The following is a 19,835-nucleotide window of genomic DNA, read 5'->3' on the forward strand; positions in this document are numbered from 1 at the left end:
TTTTTTATTTCCGTTTTCGTTGAGTACTCATGCCGCATACCATTGCCATTCAGGGTTTCGAAGGTAGCTTCCACCAGATAGCTGCCCGGCACTATTTCGGCCCTGCTGCCCTGACTTCGCCGTGCGCCACGTTTGGAGAAGTAGTGCGCCAGGTAGCCAGCGGCACGGCACCCTATGGCCTGATGGCCATTGAAAACTCTATTGCTGGCAGCATTCTGCCCAACTATAACCTGCTGCGCCAAGCCAATCTGCGCGTAACCGGCGAGGTGTACCTGCAGATCCGGCAGCACCTGATGGCATTGCCTGGCCAGCAGCTGGCCGATATACAGGAGGTGCATTCCCACCCCATGGCCTTGCTGCAGTGCGCCGACTTCCTGAACCAGCACGGCCACTGGCGGCTGGTAGAAACCGAGGATACGGCTCTGAGTGCCCAGCGCATTCAGGAAGGGCTGCGCATGGGCACGGCCGCCGTAGCCGGCAAGCTGGCCGCCGAGCTGTTTGGGCTGGAGATTCTGGAGAAGGATATTCATTCCGAAAAGAAAAACTATACCCGCTTTCTGGCAGTGGTGCGGCCCGAAAATGCCACGGCCGTGGAGCAGCCGAACAAAGCCTCGGTGTACTTCCACACCACCCACGCGCAGGGCAGCCTGGCCCAGGTGCTGGTCCGGATTGCCGGGCAGGGCATCAACCTCTCCAAGCTTCAGTCCTTCCCCATTCCGGCCAAAACCTGGCATTACTACTTTCACGCCGACCTGGAGTTTGACGACCCGGCCCAGCTGGAAGCCGCACTCCGGGAAATAAAGCCCGTGACGGAAGGGCTGGAGGTGCTGGGCGTGTATCACAAAGGTGCCACCCACTGATAGCCAGTTCTTCCGGCTGAAATCAGCCAAAGCAGAATGCTTTTTTATCATCACCAATTACTGACTCCATGCAAGTTTCCGTAGCCAGCCGCCTCCACCACACGCAGGAGTATTACTTCTCTCAGAAGCTGCGCGAAATTGATGGGCTGAATAAGGCCGGCGCGCCGGTTATTAACCTGGGGATTGGCAGTCCGGATATGCCGCCGCATCCCCGCGTTATTGCGGCGCTTACTACCGCGGCCCAACTGCCCAACACCCACGCCTACCAGAACTATAAAGGCGTGCCGGTCCTGCGCCAGGCTATGGCCAATTGGTACCAGCGGTTCTACGGCGTGGTGCTGAACCCGGAGGCGGAAGTGCTGCCGCTGCTGGGCTCCAAGGAAGGCATCATCCACATCAGCATGACGTTTCTGGAAGCCGGCGACGAAGTGCTGATTCCGAACCCCGGCTACCCGGCCTACCGCGCCGCCGCCCAGCTCAGCGGCGCCATCCCCGTGGACTACGACCTGACCGCCGCCAACCACTGGCTGCCCGACCTGGAGGCGCTGGCCCAACAGGACTTGAGCCGCGTGAAGCTGATGTGGGTGAACTACCCGCACATGCCCACCGGCACCCCGCCCGATGCAGCTTTTTTTGCCCGTTTGGTGGCATTTGCCACAGCCCACGATATTCTTCTGGTGCACGACAACCCCTACAGCTTCATTCTCAACCAGGACCCGCCGCAGAGTTTGCTGGCCGTGCCGGGGGCGCGGGAAGTGGTGCTGGAGCTGAACTCCTTGAGCAAGTCGCACAACATGGCGGGCTGGCGCGTGGGCATGCTCCTGGGCCGCGCCGATTTGCTGCAGGAAGTGCTGCGCTTCAAGAGCAACCTCGATTCGGGGATGTTTCTGCCGGTGCAGCTGGCGGCCATCGAAGCCCTGCAGCTGGATGAAAGCTGGTACGCGGAGCTGAACGCCCATTATGCCGCCCGCCGGGAGTTGGTGTTTGAGCTGCTGGAAACCATCGGCTGCAGCTTTACCCGCCAGCAGGTGGGCTTGTTTGTGTGGGCGGCTATTCCGGCCGGGTATGCGGATGGCTTCGCGCTGAGCGACGAGCTACTGCACACGGCGCGGGTATTCCTCACGCCCGGCGGCATTTTTGGTACGAATGGCAGCGGCTTTATTCGGGTGAGTTTATGCCAGACCACGGAGGTGCTGCAGGCTGCCCTAGGGCGCATACGCGCGGCCCGGGTTCAACCCTCTTTTACTACTTCGGATTCATGAAAACTGTAACTATCATCGGTATCGGGCTTATTGGCGGCTCACTGGCCATCAGCCTCCGGCAGAAAGGATTAGCCAGCCACATTATTGGGGTAGACCACAGCCCCGAAAATCTGCAGCAGGCCCAGCAGCTACAGCTGATTGACGAAGGCACTACGGACCTGATCAGCGCCGTGCGTCGGGCTGACCTGGTGGTAGTGGCCGTGCCCATGGATGCTATGCTCACGGTGCTGCCCCAGGTTTTGGATGCGGTAGAAAACCAGGTGGTTATCGATGTGGGTTCTACCAAATCTATGCTGCTGGCCGCCGTGGCCGGGCACCCCAGGCGCGGCCGTTTTGTGGCCGTACACCCCATGGCCGGCACCGAATACTCCGGCCCGGAAGCCGCCGTGCCGGAGCTGTTCACCGACAAAACTCTGGTTATCTGCGACGCGGAACAAAGTGATGCTGATGCCGTGGCGCAGGTGCAAACCCTATTCGAGCAGCTGCAGATGAACATTGAGTACCTCGATGCCGCGGCCCACGACCTGCACACGGCGTACGTGTCGCACATTTCGCATATCACGTCTTTTGCCCTGGCCCTCACCGTATTAGAAAAGGAAAAAGAAGAGCAGCAGATTTTTGCCCTGGCCAGCGGGGGCTTCGCCTCCACCGTGCGGCTGGCCAAAAGCTCGCCCGATATGTGGGTGCCCATCTTCCGCCAGAACCGCGTGAACGTGCTCGATGTACTCGATGAGCACATTCACCAGTTGCAGCACCTGCGCCAGCTCATTGCCCAGGAAGACTACGCCGCCGTGTACCAACAGATCCAGCAAGCCAACCTCATTACGAAAATTCTGAAGTAATGTCGGGACTAGTTTCCCTCCTCAGATGAGGAGGGGAACTAGCTCTAAACGCATTGACAGTACTCCCCGCAAAAACTTAAAACAGCCATACATCATGCAATCTGCCCTTTTCAACCGCCAGCCCGACGATAAGCCTTACCTGATTTCCGGGCCCTGCTCCGCCGAAACCGAAGAGCAGGTCCTGGATACCTGCCAGCGCCTGGCCGCCACCGGCAAGGTGCAGGCCCTGCGCGCCGGCATCTGGAAACCCCGCACCAAGCCCGGCGGCTTCGAGGGCGTGGGTACCAAAGGACTACCCTGGCTCAAGAAAGCCAGTGAGCTGACCGGCCTTCCCATTGCCGTGGAAGTGGCCACCGCCAAGCACGTGGAAGACTGCCTGGCTTTCGGCGTGGATATTCTGTGGGTGGGCGCCCGCACCACCGGCAATCCGTTTTCGGTGCAGGAAATTGCCAATGTGCTGCGCGGCGTGCAGGTACCGGTGCTGGTCAAAAACCCCATTCACCCGGAGCTGGAACTGTGGGTGGGTGCCGTGGAGCGCCTGCAAAAGGCCGGGCTGGAAAAAGTGGGCCTGATTCACCGCGGCTTCAGCAGCTACGGCAACACCGACTACCGCAACGCGCCCATGTGGCACCTGCCCATCGAAATGAAGCGGCGCCATCCGGAAATGCCGCTGCTTTGCGACCCCAGCCACATCTGCGGCCGCCGCGATACGCTCTTCGCCGTGGCCCAGCAGGCCCTCAATCTGGGCTTCGATGGCAACATGATTGAAAGCCACCAGGACCCCGACGCGGCCTGGAGCGACGCCAAGCAGCAGATTACTCCCGAGGTGCTAAAGGACATGATTCAGGACCTGGTGTGGCGCCACGAAACCACTAATCAGCGCGAGTTCCTGACGGCCCTGGCCAGCCTGCGCGAGCAAATTAACCAGCTCGATGCTGAAATTATTCAGCTGCTGGGTCGCCGCATGGGTGTAGCCGAGAAAATAGGGGAGTACAAAAAGGAAAATGATATTACTATTCTGCAAACCAGCCGCTGGAATGAGGTACTGGAGCGCGCCCAGCGTCAGGGCACGTCCGTGGGCCTTACGCCGGAGTTTGTAGAGCAGTATTTCGCCGCTGTGCACCTGGAATCCATCAACCGCCAAAACGCCGTGATGAATCGGGAATAAAGCGCCTCTCTTGTCATAAATCACTCACACTTCTCCTGTCATCCTGAGCTTTGCGAAGGACCTTCTGCCGTAAGCACAAGTCGCTATTACGCTTGTCGTTTAGCCGTGAGAAGGTCCTTCGCAAAGCTCAGGATGACAACTGTTTTTGAGGGAGCTGAAAGAGAGAGTGAAAGCCGCCGTTTTCACGGTTGCTTGTTGCTGATGGGGATTTGCCGTACTTGGGCCTATGCTCTTTTATACCGTTATGAAACCGCTGGTGCAGGTAGCACTGCGCGTGTTTTTTCGTAAGCTCGAAGTCCGTAATCCACAGCGGCTGCAAATGCCGGGCCCGTTGATGATTACCGGCAACCATCCCAACACGCTGATGGACCCTTTGGTGGTAGCCGTAAACCGCCGGGAGCCCATAGCCTTTCTGGCGAAGAGCACTTTCTTTCAAAACCCCATCCTGCGGCGTATTATGGAGTCCGGCAACTCCATTCCCATTTACCGCCGGCAGGATGCCGAAACCGGAGAAGGCGGCGCCAGTCCGGAGGAAGTAGCCGCCCGCAACGAAGCCTCCTTCGGCCGGTGCTTTGATTATCTGGGCCAGGGCGGCACGGTGATGATTTTTCCGGAAGGCACCAGCGTATCAGAGCGTAAGCTACGGCCGCTGAAAACCGGGGCAGCCCGCATTGCGCTGGGCACCGAGGCCCGCTATAACTTTCAGCTGGGACTGCACGTGCTGCCGCTGGGTATTAACTATTTCGACCCCCAGCGTTTCCGCTCCGATGTCTTCATCAATGTGGGCCAGCCTATTCGGGTGGCAGATTATGCCGATGCTTACCATCAGGACCCCGTGGCCGCCGCCGACCAGCTGACGGAGGAAATTCGGCTCCGTATGGAAGTGCGCCTCGTCATTACCCGCGACGCCGCCGAGGACGCGCTGGCCCGGCAGGTGGAGCGCACCTTCGGCGACCATCTCAACCCCGATGACGACCCCACCACACTCTACGACAACTTCCAGCTGAGCCGCACGCTGCAGCAGGCCATTCTCTATTTCGAGCAGCACGCGCCCGCCCACCTCACGGAAGTGCGCCGGCAACTGACCACGTATCTGTCCCAACTGCACAACTTCAAGCTTACCGATGAAGCGCTGGAAGCCGGGCAGCAGAATAAAGGTACCCGCTTTTCCCGCGCCGCCACCACGGCCGTCCGCCTTATTCTGGGGCTGCCGCTGTACCTGTACGGGGTCATTAATAACTACATTCCCTACATCATTCCCTCGCTGATTGCGCGCCGGGCCACGCAGGATATAGCCTTTCTGGCACCCATTATGATGGTCACGGGCATGCTCACCTTCAGCCTGGGGTACATGGCCCAAACGGCGCTGGTGCACCACTTCACGCAGGACTGGCGCTGGACCACCCTCTACGCCCTGAGCCTGGCCCCGGCGGGCTTTTTTGCCCTGAACTACTGGGGAAATCTGGCAAGCCGGGTACGGCGCCTGCGGGCCTTGCAGCTTTTTCGGCGGCAGCGGCCGGCCATGGAAGCGCTACTACAGCAGCGTAACGCTATTATGCAGCTGCTGAACGAAGCCCGGGTGGCGTATCTGGCTGCTAAAGCCAGTCAGAAAGGCGAGGCTACTACCGGCTGATTTTAGCGCCCAGACCCAGGGTCAGGATTTCTGCCGGGCTTAAGGTTTTGTTGGAAAGCAGACTCACCAGGTACAAGTCATTGGTGCTGAGCTCAGCATAGGCACTGGTCCGCCGCCAGCCCTGCGCTGCCGCGCCCACATACGTAAGACGCGGCCCTACAAAAGCCCCCACCCGCACAGCCGAGGACCACCAGTAGTATCCTTTAGTAGGATAGCGGCCGGTAGACTGACTGGTGAGAAAAAAGCGCCGGCCCAAGGTGTAGTTCAACATGCCGCCCACCGTAAGCGGACTTACCCGCAGGTGCTGCCCCAGCTTGGGGGAGAAGGGTATATAAGTGGTTTTGAGCGTGATAATGCCCAGGGCCGGCCCACCGGCCAGCCGCCGCGGTACAAAGCCTACCAGCACCTCGGGCTCCAGCTGCTGCCGGGCCAGCCGGTAGCCGCCGCCCACGGCCACCGTGCCAATGCCGCCGCCTATCTGCACCGTGAGAAAAAACGGACCCGCGCCGGGTATAGGCTCCTGGGCCTGGGCCAGCAGGGGAAACAGGGCGGCCGCCAGGGCACCGGCTTTAGCGCACCTTAGCATAGCTGATAGTTTCTAAACGGAAGTAGCGTTGTCCCCACAAGGTCAGAACATGGTAGCGCCGCTTCTTCAGGGGATAAGCCGTGAGGTAGGTAAGCCCATCATGAAAGGGCTGCCCGGCCGTGAAGCGGTGAATGTGCGCGCCCAGGTGCAGGGCCACTTGCGGGTGGCGGCGCAGCAGTTGGGTGTAGGGTTGCACCAGCTTAGGGTCAAAATCAGCATCGTTAGGCGGCACATGGCTGATGACCACGGTGCGGGCAATGCCGGTGGTATCCGCCAGTTGCTGCCCGAGCCATTCCAGGTCGGGGACGCGGCCGTTAAAGCCATACTCGCGGCCATTGGTATCCAGGCAGATAAAGCGCGTGCCTTGATATACAAACGAGTAATTCAGCGGACCAAAATGTTTCTGATAAGCCGCGCGGCCGTTGCCCAGCTCATCGTGGTTGCCGATGACGGTGAGGTAGGGTACGTGCAGCTTTTGCAGCCGACGGTGTATCCAGTGCATTTCACGCCCCAGCCCGAAATCAGAAATGTCCCCGGCAATAGCCACAAAGTCGATGCGCGGCTGCTGGTTTACGCTGGCCACGAAGTCTTCCGTTTCATCATAAAACCGCTGCGAGTCGCCTACCAATACAAAACGCACCGTGTCGCCGTGGTGGGAAGGGGGCTGGGCAGCCAGTCGGGCTAAGTTGCGGCTGGTCTGGTACTGCTCATCGGCTGGTGCATAGGCTTGGTTGGGGCTGGATTCCAGCAGGCTGCACCCCATCAGCCAGCTACCGGCCACCAGCGCTCCGCCCACTCTTCTTACATGTTGACTGCTACTGCGCATATCTCTAGCCCGGGATGCTGCCGGCGCGGGATAAATAGCCGGCAGAACTCGCTAAACCAATTCAGACCCACCGGATTATCCGGATCGTTATAAATTCATTTTCAGGCCGATAGCCAGCGTTAGAAGCTGGGACGGCCGCAGGCTATGGCGGTTGGTGAGGTAGCTGTGCAGGTATAAGTCATTCGTACCCAGTTCATAATAGAAAGCCAGGGAGCGGCTATGGTCTGACGAGGTGGGCCAGGCCGTGTAGGCAATACTGCTGCCCAGCAACGGGCCGTAGCGCAGCGTGCGCGAAAACCAGTAGTAGTCATCGGGATACTGGTTCGGTTCGCCTGGGTTTTGCAAGCCAATAGTATAGCTGCCATAGGCACCCACCGTCAGGGGTGTCAGCTGCCAATCCGCCGTCAGTGGCAGGCGCACCGGCGAGTAAGATGCTTTCAGCGTTACAATGGTGAGCTTAGAGCCAGCGTGCCGTTTCGGCACGTAACCCACCAAAACATCTGTGCTGACCCGCTTATGCCAGTAGCTGTAGCCGGCGCCGGCGGCCACCATGCCAATGCCCCCCCCGGTTTGCAACAGCAAATGGCGCGGGTGAAACCAGTGTTTGGCAGTAGGCGCACCCGCCGAATCGGGGGGCGCGACCGGGGTAGCCAGGGAGCCCAGCGGCACGGCCAGCAGCAAAAACAAGAACAGCGCCCGCATCAGAAAGCAATTGTTTTAAGGCGGAACTGCTTCTGGCCCCACACCGTGAGTACTACATACTGGCGTTTCTCAAAAGCGAAGGAGTTGATATAGGTCACGCCATCATCAAAGGGCTGGCCAATATGGAAATCGTGGCGGTGGCCATTCAGCTCAAATACCAGCCGCGGGGCGTTGCGCAATGCAGCTGTATAGGCCGGGCGCAGGGTCGGATCAAAGTCGGGGTCTTCCGGAGGTACGTGCGACATCACCACCTGGCGCTGCACGCCCACCGTATCAGCCAGCTGCTGCTCTACCCAGGGCACATCCGGAATGCGGCCATTGAAGTTGTACTCGCGCCCGTTGGTATCCGTCATGATAAAGCGGGTGCCGGCGTAAGTAAACGTGTAGTTCAGGGGGCCGAATATTTCCTGGTAGGCGGCACGGCCGTTGGCTACCTGGTCGTGGTTGCCGATGACGGTGAGATAGGGCACGCGCAGCTTGCTCAGCTTTTCATTTACCCAGCGCATTTCGCGGCTCAGGCCGAAATCGGAAATATCCCCGGCCACCATCACGAAGGAAATGCCCGGCTGTTGGTTTACGCTTTCCACAAAATCATCGGCCTGCTCATAAAAACGCTGGGAGTCGCCGGTAAAAACAAACCGCAGCGTGTCGCCGGGTGGCAGGGTTTGCTGCTCCAGGCGCGCCAGGTTTTTGCGCGTGAGGTGGCTTTCTTCGGCCGGAGCCCGGTGGTCGTTGGGACTGAACTCCACCCACTCACAGCCGGCCAGGGAAAGGAGCAGGGTGCCCAGAAGAAATCGAATAGAAAAAGTAGAGAAGAAAGATGTCATAATTGCGCCTCAAGAGCCAAAACAAAAGCGCTACTCGCCCCGCTGAAAAACCAGACCAGGACTTATACGAACAACTACCGGCACGGGTAGTTTGGGGCCCTGGTAATTTGGTAGGAGGTGCTTTGGCCGCGGCTTTCTAGGCTGCCGGTAAAAGGTGTTTCTTGTCAAACTTTTTTGCCCTGCTGCGCATTCTTGTTATTTCCCCTTGAGCTTTCCCGAATGGCCAAACTAAAGACCCTTTATTTCTGCCAGAACTGCGGAGCGCAATCCGTGAAGTGGATTGGCCGCTGCCCCTCCTGCGGCGAGTGGAATACCTACGTGGAGGAAGTGGTGCAGAAAGAAGACACCCAGGCGGCCGGCTCCTGGAAAACCCCGGCCGCTGCCAGTACCACCAAAGTATCCAAGCCGCGCCCCGTCAGTGAGATACATTATGAAGAAGAGCCCCGCATCATTACCCACGATGGCGAGCTAAACCGTGTGCTGGGTGGTGGCTTAGTGCCCGGCTCCCTGGTGCTCATCGGCGGCGAGCCCGGCATCGGCAAAAGCACCCTGATGCTGCAAATTGCCATGCAGCTGCGGCAGCTGAAAGTGCTGTATGTGTCGGGCGAGGAAAGTGAGCAGCAGATTAAGATGCGCGCCGAGCGCCTCATCGGCGACCAGCACCCAGGCTGCTATATCCTTACCGAAACTAACACCCAGAATATCTTCAAGCAGATAGACCAGCTGCAGCCCAACATCGTGGTCATCGACTCCATTCAAACGCTGCATTCGGGGCTGGTAGAGTCGGGGGCGGGCTCCGTGAGCCAGGTGCGGGAGTGCACCCAGGAGCTGCTGAAATACGCCAAGGAAACCGGCGTACCAGTCTTGCTCATCGGCCACATCACCAAAGACGGCTCCATTGCCGGCCCCAAGATTCTGGAGCACATGGTAGATACTGTGCTGCAGTTTGAGGGCGACCGGCACCTCTCGTACCGCATTCTACGCACCATCAAAAACCGCTTCGGATCTACTTCGGAGCTGGGTATTTATGAGATGCAGGGCTCAGGACTGCGGCAGGTGAGCAACCCCTCGGAAATTCTGCTTTCGCAGCGCACCGAGACGCTGAGTGGCATGGCCATTGGGGCAACGCTGGAAGGCAACCGCCCGCTCCTGGTAGAAGTGCAGGCTCTGGTAACGCCCGCCACCTACGGCACGCCCCAGCGCAGCAGCACCGGCTTTGATGCCAAGCGCCTGCAGATGCTGCTGGCCGTGCTGGAGAAGCGCAGCGGTCTGCGCCTGGGTCAGCACGACGTGTTCCTGAACATTGCCGGCGGCCTGCGCCTCGACGACCCTGCCCTGGACCTGGCCGTATGCGCGGCCGTAGTTTCCTCGCTGAATGATATTCCGCTGTCCGGCGAGACCTGTCTGGCAGCTGAGGTAGGGCTGAGCGGCGAAATCCGGGCGGTGAGCCGGCTGGATCAGCGTCTGTCCGAAGCGGAAAAGCTAGGCTTTGGGGAAATGTATATCTCCCAGTTTAATGCCCGGGGGCTTGATCTGGGCCGATTCGGCATCCGCGTGCACCCGGTGGGACGTCTGGATGAGGTGCTCAGTGGTTTATTTGGGTAAAAACCGGCAAACAGCCGCGTAGGCAAGAGGTTACAAAAAAAGTGACATTGCTGATAGGACTTTCTCAACCCAAATGCCTTATCTTCGGTATCTAAATTGACTTTTCCCGCGAAAAATCAGAGAGTGTGCCATCCGGGCCTGGGCAGATTCGCGGGAAAGTTCAGTTTAAGCTCCTTGTTGTAAGCGCCGTACTACCCCGATATACGTTCTAATGGCATTCTCCTTCCGCATAGCTGCCAGCTGTTTGGTAGCGGCGCTTCTGGCGCCGCTGGCTAGCTGGGCCCAGGGCACCGTCACGCTCACCGGTAAAATCAGCAACCAAAGCAGTGATACCATTGCCATTTCGGTGCGCGATAATCCCTTGCAGGCCAATGAGCAGCTGACCTACGCCCGCGTCGACAGCAAAGGCGAGTTCCGGCTGGCTCTGAAAGTTGACGGCCCCACCCGCGCCGACCTGGTGTACGGTGACGATGTAACAGCGCTGTTTGTAGAGCCCGGCAATGCGTTAGAAATCAAGTTTAAAGGGTCCGATATGGCGGGCTCCATCCGCTTTAAAGGCAAAGGGGCGGAGGCCAACACCTTCCTCTCGGAAATGGATGAGCGGTTTGTGGAAAATGATGGTTTTCAGGTGCTGCCGGAAAATATCATGCTTTACGAGCCCGGCTTCCTGGATTTTCTGAGCTACCGCCGGAAGGCAGAAGATAAATTTCTGGAGGAAAATGAAGAAGGTCTGTCGCAAGCCTTCATCAACTACGTAAAGGCCGAAATTGCCTATACCTATGCCAACGACCGGCTGACTTTCCAGGACCTGCGTGAGCAGGTAGTAGCCACCGAAGGGCGCCTGAAAATGTCGCCTACTTATTATGATTTCCTGAAGGAGCCGAAGCTGATTAATGAGGCCTCGGCGGTGCAGAACGAAATGTATCAGGAGTTCCTGCTCAACTATATTCACTACGAGGCACAGAGCCAGAGCCACCAGCGCTCCGACCCTGATTTTTACCAGGTGTGCTACGAGCTGGCTAAAGAGAAGCTTTCTGGTGCTGCCCGGCCGCTGGTACTGGGGCGCATCATGCAGGAGTCATTCCGCTTCGGCCACATCAAACTTTCTCAGGCCATGCTCAGCGACTTCCGCTCGCTGCCGGAGTCGGGCAAGTATCTGCCCGCCCTTCAGGCCGATTTTGATGCGCACAAGTCCTTTTCCATTGGGGCGCAGGCACCTGATTTCAAGCTGGTTACTGCTAAGGGGGACTCCGTTTCCCTGCGCAGCTTTGCCGGCAAGCTGGTGTATATCAATTTCTGGAAAACCACCAGCGGCCTGTGTCTGCGGGATTTGCCCTATGCACAAGACCTGGCTAAGAAGTTTGAAGGCAAAAACATTGTGTTCCTCAATATTGCCTTTGATGAAAACGAGCCGGCCTGGCGCCAGCTGGTAGTTAGCAAGAAGCTGCCCGGCGTGCACGTGCGTGCTTCCGGCGGTCTGCGCTCGGCCCTGGCCCGCGCCTACGCTTTGGATAACGTGCCCAGCTACATGCTGCTGGCGGAGGATGGTACCTTCCTGAATACCAAGCCTAAACGCCTCAGTAGCCACGCTGCCGTAGAGGAAATCAAGGAGTCTTTTGGTAAGGCCGCGCTATACACCAGCACTGCTGAAATCAAGAAATAACGGTTGGCCATCGGGCCTCCGCAAACGCCTTCCGACGTAGTTGGAAGGCGTTTTTTATAATCCGTATTTCAGAAGGTCCGGGTCTTGTGCCCATAACCTTCGGCAGCTGGTAAGGGTTATGAGGGCTGAAAACGGAGTGGCCCGGCTTTGCGCTGCATTCCCGACCTTTACCCGCCTATGCGCTCCACCGTTCTTGATGGCCTGAATTTCCTGTCGAAGCTGACCCCGCGCCGTGCGCTGAATACGGCGCAGGTAGTGGGCGGCTATGCCCTGAGCAAGCTTACGGGCAAGGCCCGGCACTGGGGGCTGCCGCTGGCGCTTTCCTTTGAGCCCACCACCAGCTGCAACCTGCGCTGCCCGGAGTGCCCCAGCGGGCTGCGTTCCTTCACGCGCCCCACCGGCATGCTACCCGATGACCTGTTCAAGCGCACCATTGATGAGGTAGCCTCCCGGCTCTGGTACCTGATTTTCTACTTTCAGGGCGAGCCTTATCTGCACCCACATTTCCTGGAGTTGGTGAAATACGCCGCCGATAAAGGCATTTACACGGCCACCAGCACCAACGCCCACTACCTCAACGACCAGAACGCCCGTCGCACCGTGGAGTCCGGCCTCGACCGGCTGATTATCTCCCTGGATGGCACCACACAGGAGGTCTATCAGCAATACCGCGTGGGCGGTAAGCTGGACAAGGTGCTGGAAGGCACGAAGAACATTATCAAGTGGCGCAAAGAGCTGAAATCGACCACGCCGCGAGTAGTGTTTCAGTTTCTGGTAGTGCGCCCCAACGAGCATCAAATGGAAGATGCCAAAGCGCTGGCCAAAGATTTGGGCGTGGATGACGTGTGGTTTAAAACCGCCCAGATCTACGACTACGCCCAAGGCTCCCCGCTCATCCCCACTATCGACTACTATTCCCGCTACGAGAACAACAACGGCACCTGGAGCATCAAGAACAAGCTGCTGAATCACTGCTGGAAAATGTGGCACAGCTGCGTGATTACCTGGGACGGGCTGGTGGTGCCCTGCTGCTTTGATAAAGACGCCGAGTACCGCCTCGGTGACCTGCAGCAGCAAACCTTCCGGGGCCTGTGGCACGGCCCCAAATACCAACAGTTCCGTGCCTCATTACTGAAGGGGCGTGACCAGATTGAGATGTGCCGCAACTGCACTGAAGGTACGCGCGTGTGGGGCTGATTCTTGCCGGCCGGCTGCCACTTTTTGCCGCGCTGCTTCGTATGAGGGCGGATAGAACTGTCTGAACCACCGTATGCTTGAAGTAAACAAGGCTTTTTCCCTGTTAGGGACAAAGCTGCTTTCCTGGTTTCGCCAGGGTGTGATGCTGTTGCCCAATGTGCTGATTGGGGCCGTTGTTTTAGTTATCACCTTTTTTGTAGCGCGGCTGGTGCGCCGGCTGGTGGCCGATGTGCTGAAGCGGGTTTCGCACAGCGAGGCTATCAACGATTTAGTATCGGCAGTAGCCTACCTGGTTACGCTGCTGCTGGGCGTATTCTTTGTGCTGGGTATTCTGAACCTGGATAAAACCGTTACCTCCCTGCTGGCGGGCGTCGGGATTATTGGCCTGGCCCTGGGCTTTGCCTTTCAGGACATTGCCGCCAACTTCATTGCCGGCGTTATCATTGCCATTCAGCGGCCCTTTAATGTGGGAGATACGGTGCAGACTACTACCTTTTTTGGGGTGGTAGAGCACATCAGCCTCCGCACCGTGGAAATCCGGCAGGTAACAGGGGAGTTAGTGCGTGTGCCCAACAAAAGCGTGTTTGAGAATGCCCTGATTAACTTCTCGGCCAACCGTTTCCGCCGCGTGGATATTGATGGCGGCGTACGGCACGACTCCGACCTGGAACACGTGCGCCAGGTAGCTCTGGAAGCTATTTCTCAATTGCCGCATTTGGCGCCGGACAAACCAGTGCAGCTCATGTTTACCGCCTTCACCAATGATGCTGTCACCTTTCAGCTGCGCTTTTGGATTCTGCACTCCAAGCAGATTGAATACGTAGGGGCCAAAAGCGACGCCATTATTGCCCTGAAGCGGGCCTTTGACGAGGCCGATATTTCCCTGGCCGGGCCCGACAGCAGTTCGGCGGCCGCCTCCAAGGAAAAGAAAACGGCCCAGCAGTAAACGATTAGCGCGCAGCTTTGGCTGCGCGCTAATCGTTTAGTATACCCAGGGATAGAGGTCTGGGGGCGTGTGCTCGTCGGCGTGGATGGGCAGCGGGTGCAGGGCTTTGGTTTTATCCAGGAACAGAAACGCGTCGTAACGCTCCGGCAGGATGGAGGGCACATAGTTGCCAAACCGCTCAAACTGCGGGCGGTATACTACGCCAATAGCCCGGTGACCAATGGGCTGCTGCAGAATAGGCAGCGGGCTTAGCTCCGCCGATAACAGCAAGGCATTTTCGCCGTTAAGCTGCTGGTGCAGCAGATTTTCCCAGGAGCCCGCCGGGGCCTCGGGCACAGGCATTTTTTCCGGAGTAGCGCCCCACTTTTTACCCGCCACTACGGAGCCCTGGTAGGAGCCAAAGCCCACGGCAAACACCTTGTTGCGGCCATACTTCTCACGGGCCAGCTGGCCTACGTTCACGGAGCCGTCGCGGGGCATATCGGTATAGCGCGCGTCCCCGATGTGCGTGTTGTGCTCCCAGATAATGGCTTTGCTGTCGGGGCCGTGCAGGTCAAGCAGGCGGGTGAGGGTTTCCATCATGTGCTGGTCGCGCACGTTCCAGGAGGCCGAGCCGCCCTGAATCATGGCGCGGTAGTAGCGCTCGGCATTCACAGCCACCAGCGCATTCTGCTCAGCGTTGAATTTCTGCTCCCGGGCCAGCAGGCCACCAGGGGTCTGTGCCGAAATCTGCTTGCGCAGGGCCTGCAGCATTTCCGTCACTTCATCCTCGCAGTCCTGGCGCACATAGGCTACGGACTCGGCGTATTCCTGCGGGTCGTTGCCGAAAGGCTCAAAGCAGCGGAACGCCCGGTGCGCGGCCTCTACCGCGCCGTCGCCCTGCTTTTCCACGTACCGCATAATCTCCTGCAAGGAGTCCCAGAGGCTGTACACATCCAGCCCGTAAAAGCCAATGCGCTGCTCCGCAGGAACCTTGCGGTTGAACTGGTGCAGCCAATCCACCAGCGCCGAAATTTCCCAGTTGCCCCACATCCAGGTGGGCCAGCGGTTAAAGGTCTGGAGCAGGCGGGAGGCCGAGCCGTAGGTTACTTCGTCCTGCTTAATGGCCGCATTCACCTCAAAGCAGTCAGGCCAGTCACCTTCCACGGCAATAAACTGAAAGCCTTTTTCCTTGATAAGCCGCTTGCTCAGGGCAGTGCGCCAAGTGTAATACTCATGCGTTCCATGGGAGGCCTCCCCCAGCAGCACAATACGGGCATCACCAACGGCTTCCAGCAAAGGGTCTAGGTTGGCGGTGGAATGCAGCGGATGGGTAGGGAGGAGAGTCTTCATGGTTGAGGTTGACTGGGGCGGAAACAAGCAAGTGCGCTGCAACGGGGTTGCAGCGCACTCGGTCAGACATCAGACTAGGCTGACGAGCTTATTTGTGGCTCTTGTCCAGGTTTTTGCCCAGATCTTCTACCTGCTTCAGGAATTCTAGGGCGTCGGTGTCGCCGTAGGTGCCGTAAGCGGAGGAAATAGTGCCGCGCACACCATCGGAGGTTTCCAGGGCGTACAGAATAGACATATCATCGGGGTTGCTTTCGCCCTCAAAGCGGTAAAAGTCTACAATGGTTACCTGGTCGGGGGCATAGCTTTTAGCAGATTCTTCACTAATCGTGTGCAGCCGGCCATCGGTTACGCGGAAGTCGGCGGTAAAGCCTTCACTGTTGAGGCGTTTTTCCACGTTGATGAGGGACCGTTCTTCTTCTTTGTCTTGCATGGGAAAGGGCGTTTGGTATGTAGGGAGAGCAAAAGCGAAGGGAAAAGAAAATCCCCGCATCGGCTATACGTAGCCAATGCGGGGACAGGTTGTTTTAAATCTAGGGTAGTCGGCTGTTACCGGGCCGCCTGGCGGCTGGCCGCGGCCTCAATGGTTTTTTGCAGGCGGTCTACATCAATAACCGAGCAGGCGCTGCCGCATCCTTTGGCGCAACCCTGAGCGGTTTTATCGAAGAAGGCGCGCCAGAAGATGCGGCCTACATAAAAGGCGGCGCCGGCAAAAAGCAGGGCTATGATGAGGTATTGTATCCACATGATGGTCACAAAACTACGAAGCCAAAGAAAAAGTTTAGGCAGGCGTGTGCGCCGGCCAGTATTCCCCAATTACCTCCTGCATCTCGGCGTGGACGGCGGTATTGGAGGCTACTACTTCCCGTCCGAAGATGGGGTCACCGTCGTGTAGGAACTGCGTGACGTGGCCGCCCGCCTCGCGCACCAGCAGAATACCGGCAGCTACGTCGTATGAGTTAATGTTGAACTCGAAATACCCATCAAAGCGGCCAGCAGCTACCCATGCCAGGTCGATGGCGGCGGAGCCTACGCGGCGCACACCGTTGGTGCGGCGCATAAACTCCTTCAGGATGGGTAAGTAGGTGTCGATGCGGTTGAAGTTGCTGTAGGGGAAGCCCGTGGCAATGAGGGAGTGGTTCAGGTCCTGGGTGGTGGAAACCCGGATGGGCTGCTCATTGCAGAAGGCCCCGCCGCCGCGCACGGCCCGGAAGCATTCCTTTTGATTGACTTCGTAAATCACCCCAATCACCAACTCAGCGCCTTGCATCAAAGCAACGCTCACAGAGTAGATAGGCAGGCCGTGGATGAAGTTAGTAGTGCCGTCCAGGGGGTCAATAATCCAGGTCAGCTCGGTGCCGGCGCTGGTGGCCTGGCTGCTGCCGCCGGTGGTGCCTTCCTCAGTAATGAAGCCAGCCTCAGGCAGTAGCTCCCGCAAGCCAGCAACCAGCAGCTTTTCCGCTTCCTGATCTACGTAGGAGACCATATCGTGCAGGCCTTTGTGCTGGATGCGGCCCCGGTCGAAGGTGGCGGCTTCCTGATGAATGAACTGGCCGGCCCGGCGGGCTACCTCGGCTACTTGGAGGCTAAGTTGGTTGAAATCAATCATAGTTTTTGTGTGGGTGAAAAGGCTCCCCATTCGTTGTTTACAAGCTTTTCAAACTGGCCCCACTGCGGCTGGTTTTCTGCCCGCCCCTTTACGCGGACTGGCGTTATCCAATCCTGCTGACAATCCTCTAACGGGTCTGCAATGAATTGCCAGTCAGAGGATGTCACTCCATATTCTTTAGCAGTAGCTTCCGCATCGGCGACTTTTTCAAACCAATAGTCCCATAAAGAGCCGCTGTCCTCTAGCGTGTTATAGCCAAATAAGTAAACGCCATTGTCTCCATCGGCATGAATCATTAGCCGCACTACTTCCGACGTTGGCGCTGCCACTTGGGCTATTTTTCTCATGAGGCAAAGCGCCGGTTGAGGGCGCGCACCAGCGTGAAGACCAACAGCAATACCGCCAGCACCTGACAGGCCGGGCCAATCAGCTCGCCGTAGCGGACGTAGAACGTCAGCTCCTCGTTTAGGTGCACGGTGGCGCGGCTCACGGCCTGCACCCACCAGCCGGTTTGCTGGGTGATTTCACCTTTCTGGTTGATGAAGCCCGATATGCCGGTATTGGCGGAGCGGGCAATGTCGCGGCGAGTTTCGATGGCGCGCAGCGTGGCGTACTGCAGGTGCTGCAAATGGCCGGGTGAGTCGGACCACCAGCCGTCGTTGGTGATAATGCCAATAAGCGTAGCGCCGCCTTTCACGTATTCGCCCACAAAGTCGCCGTACACTGACTCGTAGCAGATAACGGGGGCCAGGCGCAGATTGGGCGTTTTGGTCTGGTACACGGTACGCTCGGGCTGCGAGCCCAGGCCGCCGGCCGTGCCGCCCAAATCAATAACAAAGGCGGACAACCAATGAGGCACGCCCTCCACGCCCGGCACCAGCCGCGACTTGTGGTAGAACTCCGGCGGGCCGACAGGCCCGGGGAAATGCACGGCCGCGTTGAAGATATCGTAGTAGCCCAGGTCCTCGCGGAAGCGGGCCGTGGAGCTGGCTTCTTCCTTGGAGCGGTAGCGGCCCACGCTAGTCAGGCCCGTCACCAGCTCTACGCCGGGGTGCTGACCGAGCCACTGCCGGATGCGCTGAATTTTCAGGTTGCCATCGAAAGAATCCTCGAAGTAAGTTTCATCGAGGGAGGTTTCGGGCCACAGCACCAGCCTGGTTTGCGGGGTTAGGTTTTTCTCGGTGAGGGTGAGCAGGCGCATGAGCTGCTCGTCGTAGGAAATGAAGTTGGCCCCGCTCTCAAACTTCTCGTTGTAGGGGTCTACGTTAGGCTGAATGACCAGCACCTCAGCGGTAGCGCCTTTTTCCTGGTAGCTGCGGCCGATAATGGACGACAGGCTAATAGGGAGGATAATAGCTAAGACCGGCCACGCCCAGCGGAAACGGCCCTGCCCAAAGGTCCAGGGAGCTACACCATCACGGCCAAACCAAGCCCAGAATACCAGGATGTTCACGGCCCAGATCCAAACGGAGCCGCCCAGAAAGCCGGTGTACTCGTACCACTGCACCCACTGATTGGCCTGCGCAAAGCCGTTGCCCAGCGTCAGCCAGGGCCAGGTGAGAAACCAGTGCAGGTGTAATTGCTCGAAGGCAATCCAGTAAACCGGTAGAGAAAGATAGCCCAACGTAGGGCCGAGGCGCTTCTTGGTGTGGTAGAACGCCATAACCGGCGCACTCATCATCAACGCATTGCAGACTACGGCCGTGATGCCGCCGCCCAACGTGCTGTAGCTTACCCAGTAAGTGGTGAAGGCATTCCAGAGAACTAGCACCAGGTATGTGTAGCGCCACACCTTCCAGCCGCTTGCGCCGCGCTGCACCAGCAACTGCTCCATACGCAGGTAGGGTACCCAGGCCACCAGCAGCAACAGGGCCAGGGCGGCGGGGTGCACCGGCCAGCCCAGCCACAGCAGGCCGGCGCTCAAAAAAGCTAGCAAGCTGGGCAGCCAATAGGCCCAGCCAGTTACGGCCGACGGCGCAAGGGCAGCGGGAGCAGGAGCAAGGGTAGGGTTATTCGGCACGATGGTCTTCTTTATAACGGTCTTCTTTGATGCGTTCCTCCTTCAGGCCCTGCACCACCAGCACAATTTCGCCTTTGATGGCGGAGCGGCCCGCAAACTCGGCGGCCAGCTCAGCTAGGGGAGCCGTCACGGTTTCCTCAAACAGTTTGGTCAGCTCCCGGCTCACGGAGGCGGGGCGCTCCGGACCCAGCACTTCAGCCAGCTGCTCCAGCGTTTTTACAATCCGGTGCGGCGACTCGTAAAAAATCATAGTGCGGGTTTCGGCGGCTAGTTCTTTGAGGCGGGTCTGGCGGCCTTTTTTTACCGGCAGAAAGCCTTCAAACGTGAACCGTTCGGCTCCGAACCCGGATTTCAGCAGGGCGGGCACAAAGGCTGTGGCGCCCGGCAGGCACTCCACCTTCAGGCCCCGGGCCAGGCACTCGCGCACCAACAAAAAGCCCGGGTCAGAAATTCCGGGGGTGCCGGCATCCGATACCAGGGCCATTCGCTCGCCTTTTTCCAGCTTTTCCAGCAGGCGCTGCACCTGCTGGTGTTCGTTGTGGAGGTGGTAGCTGAGCATGGGCTTTTTCAGGCCCAGGTGTTGCATCAGGCGGCCGCTGGTGCGGGTATCTTCGGCCAGTACGGTGTCTACCTCACCCAGAATGCGAATGGCCCGGAGGGTAATATCCTCCAGGTTGCCGATGGGCGTAGGAACCAGGTACAGAACGGTAGGCGTATCAGACATAAAGGCAAAGGTACGGAGGGGGTAGCTAGGGCTTTG

20 protein-coding genes are annotated in these 19,835 nt (G+C 58.5%); 9 read left to right on the top strand and 11 right to left on the bottom strand.

What is annotated here, in order from left to right; translation table 11 throughout:
* Positions 1–29: 29 nt before the first annotated feature.
* The 5 genes from Q4G72_RS01685 to Q4G72_RS01705 all read left to right on the top strand — a co-directional run bounded on the left by Q4G72_RS01685 (position 30) and on the right by Q4G72_RS01705 (position 5,765).
* Positions 30–860, top strand: coding sequence for a prephenate dehydratase (locus Q4G72_RS01685; protein WP_303309701.1), 831 nt, complete (start codon positions 30–32; stop codon positions 858–860).
* A 68-nt stretch (positions 861–928) separates the two neighbouring features.
* The gene (locus Q4G72_RS01690) at positions 929–2,122 is read left to right on the top strand and encodes a pyridoxal phosphate-dependent aminotransferase (RefSeq protein WP_303309702.1); all 1,194 of its coding nucleotides are present in this window, start codon (positions 929–931) and stop codon (positions 2,120–2,122) included.
* Entirely contained in the window at positions 2,119–2,964 is an 846-nt protein-coding gene (locus tag Q4G72_RS01695; RefSeq protein ID WP_303309703.1) for a prephenate dehydrogenase, read from the top strand. Before Q4G72_RS01690 ends, Q4G72_RS01695 begins: the two co-directional genes overlap by 4 nt.
* A gap of 94 nt (positions 2,965–3,058) precedes the next feature.
* On the top strand, positions 3,059–4,132 hold the full coding sequence (locus Q4G72_RS01700) for a chorismate mutase (protein WP_303309704.1): 1,074 nt from the start codon (positions 3,059–3,061) through the stop codon (positions 4,130–4,132).
* Between the two features lie 226 nt (positions 4,133–4,358).
* Positions 4,359–5,765 (top strand): lysophospholipid acyltransferase family protein, encoded by a 1,407-nt coding sequence (locus Q4G72_RS01705; protein WP_303309705.1) that lies wholly within the window; start codon positions 4,359–4,361, stop codon positions 5,763–5,765.
* Here Q4G72_RS01705 and Q4G72_RS01710 read toward each other — a convergent pair.
* The 4 genes from Q4G72_RS01710 to Q4G72_RS01725 all read right to left on the bottom strand — a co-directional run bounded on the left by Q4G72_RS01710 (position 5,755) and on the right by Q4G72_RS01725 (position 8,706).
* On the bottom strand, positions 5,755–6,351 hold the full coding sequence (locus Q4G72_RS01710; RefSeq protein WP_303309706.1) for a hypothetical protein: 597 nt from the start codon (positions 6,349–6,351) through the stop codon (positions 5,755–5,757). The two genes, Q4G72_RS01705 and Q4G72_RS01710, sit on opposite strands and share 11 nt — an antisense overlap.
* Positions 6,335–7,147, bottom strand: coding sequence for a metallophosphoesterase family protein (locus tag Q4G72_RS01715; RefSeq protein WP_303309707.1), 813 nt, complete (start codon positions 7,145–7,147; stop codon positions 6,335–6,337). The genes Q4G72_RS01710 and Q4G72_RS01715 overlap by 17 nt, the downstream gene beginning before the upstream one ends.
* A 117-nt stretch (positions 7,148–7,264) precedes the next feature.
* Positions 7,265–7,879, bottom strand: coding sequence for a hypothetical protein (locus Q4G72_RS01720; RefSeq protein ID WP_303309708.1), 615 nt, complete (start codon positions 7,877–7,879; stop codon positions 7,265–7,267).
* Positions 7,879–8,706, bottom strand: a complete 828-nt coding sequence (locus Q4G72_RS01725) for a metallophosphoesterase family protein (RefSeq protein WP_303309709.1) — start codon at positions 8,704–8,706, stop codon at positions 7,879–7,881. Before Q4G72_RS01725 ends, Q4G72_RS01720 begins: the two co-directional genes overlap by 1 nt.
* A 219-nt stretch (positions 8,707–8,925) precedes the next feature.
* Between Q4G72_RS01725 and radA the strand changes: the two genes are divergently transcribed.
* The 4 genes from radA (at position 8,926) to Q4G72_RS01745 (ending at position 14,117) form a co-directional block, all read left to right on the top strand.
* Positions 8,926–10,311, top strand: coding sequence for a DNA repair protein RadA (radA, locus tag Q4G72_RS01730; protein ID WP_303309710.1), 1,386 nt, complete (start codon positions 8,926–8,928; stop codon positions 10,309–10,311).
* Positions 10,312–10,522: 211 nt separating this feature from the next.
* Positions 10,523–11,974, top strand: coding sequence for a TlpA family protein disulfide reductase (locus Q4G72_RS01735; RefSeq protein ID WP_303309711.1), 1,452 nt, complete (start codon positions 10,523–10,525; stop codon positions 11,972–11,974).
* A gap of 177 nt (positions 11,975–12,151) precedes the next feature.
* Positions 12,152–13,171, top strand: a complete 1,020-nt coding sequence (locus Q4G72_RS01740) for an SPASM domain-containing protein (protein ID WP_303309712.1) — start codon at positions 12,152–12,154, stop codon at positions 13,169–13,171.
* 73 nt (positions 13,172–13,244) lie between these two features.
* Positions 13,245–14,117, top strand: coding sequence for a mechanosensitive ion channel family protein (locus Q4G72_RS01745; protein WP_303309713.1), 873 nt, complete (start codon positions 13,245–13,247; stop codon positions 14,115–14,117).
* A gap of 36 nt (positions 14,118–14,153) precedes the next feature.
* Here the strand turns inward: Q4G72_RS01745 and Q4G72_RS01750 are convergent, their stop codons facing one another.
* From Q4G72_RS01750 to rsmI, 7 genes are all read right to left on the bottom strand, one after another.
* Positions 14,154–15,449, bottom strand: coding sequence for an erythromycin esterase family protein (locus Q4G72_RS01750; RefSeq protein ID WP_303309714.1), 1,296 nt, complete (start codon positions 15,447–15,449; stop codon positions 14,154–14,156).
* A gap of 88 nt (positions 15,450–15,537) precedes the next feature.
* Positions 15,538–15,879, bottom strand: coding sequence for a hypothetical protein (locus tag Q4G72_RS01755; RefSeq protein WP_303309715.1), 342 nt, complete (start codon positions 15,877–15,879; stop codon positions 15,538–15,540).
* 116 nt (positions 15,880–15,995) lie between these two features.
* Entirely contained in the window at positions 15,996–16,193 is a 198-nt protein-coding gene (locus Q4G72_RS01760; RefSeq protein WP_303309716.1) for a FeoB-associated Cys-rich membrane protein, read from the bottom strand.
* A gap of 34 nt (positions 16,194–16,227) precedes the next feature.
* Positions 16,228–17,055, bottom strand: a complete 828-nt coding sequence (locus tag Q4G72_RS01765; RefSeq protein ID WP_303309717.1) for an inositol monophosphatase family protein — start codon at positions 17,053–17,055, stop codon at positions 16,228–16,230.
* Positions 17,052–17,402, bottom strand: coding sequence for a hypothetical protein (locus Q4G72_RS01770; protein WP_303309718.1), 351 nt, complete (start codon positions 17,400–17,402; stop codon positions 17,052–17,054). Before Q4G72_RS01770 ends, Q4G72_RS01765 begins: the two co-directional genes overlap by 4 nt.
* Positions 17,399–19,075, bottom strand: a complete 1,677-nt coding sequence (gene lnt, locus Q4G72_RS01775) for an apolipoprotein N-acyltransferase (RefSeq protein WP_303309719.1) — start codon at positions 19,073–19,075, stop codon at positions 17,399–17,401. Before lnt ends, Q4G72_RS01770 begins: the two co-directional genes overlap by 4 nt.
* Positions 19,065–19,799, bottom strand: a complete 735-nt coding sequence (rsmI, locus tag Q4G72_RS01780) for a 16S rRNA (cytidine(1402)-2'-O)-methyltransferase (protein ID WP_303309720.1) — start codon at positions 19,797–19,799, stop codon at positions 19,065–19,067. The genes lnt and rsmI overlap by 11 nt, the downstream gene beginning before the upstream one ends.
* Positions 19,800–19,835 lie beyond the last annotated feature (36 nt).

The sequence above is a fragment of the Hymenobacter sp. BT730 genome (assembly GCF_030542105.1).
Classification (GTDB): Bacteria; Bacteroidota; Bacteroidia; order Cytophagales; family Hymenobacteraceae; genus Hymenobacter.

What these genes read in the sequence shown, in the direction of transcription:
- Q4G72_RS01685 (WP_303309701.1), top strand. Translation starts at nt 30, where the DNA reads ATGCCGCATACCATTGCCATTCAGGGTTTCGAAGGTAGCTTCCACCAG.
- Q4G72_RS01690 (WP_303309702.1), top strand. Translation starts at nt 929, where the DNA reads ATGCAAGTTTCCGTAGCCAGCCGCCTCCACCACACGCAGGAGTATTAC.
- Q4G72_RS01695 (WP_303309703.1), top strand. Translation starts at nt 2,119, where the DNA reads ATGAAAACTGTAACTATCATCGGTATCGGGCTTATTGGCGGCTCACTG.
- Q4G72_RS01700 (WP_303309704.1), top strand. Translation starts at nt 3,059, where the DNA reads ATGCAATCTGCCCTTTTCAACCGCCAGCCCGACGATAAGCCTTACCTG.
- Q4G72_RS01705 (WP_303309705.1), top strand. Translation starts at nt 4,359, where the DNA reads ATGCTCTTTTATACCGTTATGAAACCGCTGGTGCAGGTAGCACTGCGC.
- Q4G72_RS01710 (WP_303309706.1), bottom strand. Translation starts at nt 6,351, where the DNA reads ATGCTAAGGTGCGCTAAAGCCGGTGCCCTGGCGGCCGCCCTGTTTCCC.
- Q4G72_RS01720 (WP_303309708.1), bottom strand. Translation starts at nt 7,879, where the DNA reads ATGCGGGCGCTGTTCTTGTTTTTGCTGCTGGCCGTGCCGCTGGGCTCC.
- Q4G72_RS01725 (WP_303309709.1), bottom strand. Translation starts at nt 8,706, where the DNA reads ATGACATCTTTCTTCTCTACTTTTTCTATTCGATTTCTTCTGGGCACC.
- radA (WP_303309710.1), top strand. Translation starts at nt 8,926, where the DNA reads ATGGCCAAACTAAAGACCCTTTATTTCTGCCAGAACTGCGGAGCGCAA.
- Q4G72_RS01735 (WP_303309711.1), top strand. Translation starts at nt 10,523, where the DNA reads ATGGCATTCTCCTTCCGCATAGCTGCCAGCTGTTTGGTAGCGGCGCTT.
- Q4G72_RS01740 (WP_303309712.1), top strand. Translation starts at nt 12,152, where the DNA reads ATGCGCTCCACCGTTCTTGATGGCCTGAATTTCCTGTCGAAGCTGACC.
- Q4G72_RS01745 (WP_303309713.1), top strand. Translation starts at nt 13,245, where the DNA reads ATGCTTGAAGTAAACAAGGCTTTTTCCCTGTTAGGGACAAAGCTGCTT.
- Q4G72_RS01750 (WP_303309714.1), bottom strand. Translation starts at nt 15,449, where the DNA reads ATGAAGACTCTCCTCCCTACCCATCCGCTGCATTCCACCGCCAACCTA.
- Q4G72_RS01755 (WP_303309715.1), bottom strand. Translation starts at nt 15,879, where the DNA reads ATGCAAGACAAAGAAGAAGAACGGTCCCTCATCAACGTGGAAAAACGC.
- Q4G72_RS01760 (WP_303309716.1), bottom strand. Translation starts at nt 16,193, where the DNA reads ATGTGGATACAATACCTCATCATAGCCCTGCTTTTTGCCGGCGCCGCC.
- Q4G72_RS01765 (WP_303309717.1), bottom strand. Translation starts at nt 17,055, where the DNA reads ATGATTGATTTCAACCAACTTAGCCTCCAAGTAGCCGAGGTAGCCCGC.
- Q4G72_RS01770 (WP_303309718.1), bottom strand. Translation starts at nt 17,402, where the DNA reads ATGAGAAAAATAGCCCAAGTGGCAGCGCCAACGTCGGAAGTAGTGCGG.
- rsmI (WP_303309720.1), bottom strand. Translation starts at nt 19,799, where the DNA reads ATGTCTGATACGCCTACCGTTCTGTACCTGGTTCCTACGCCCATCGGC.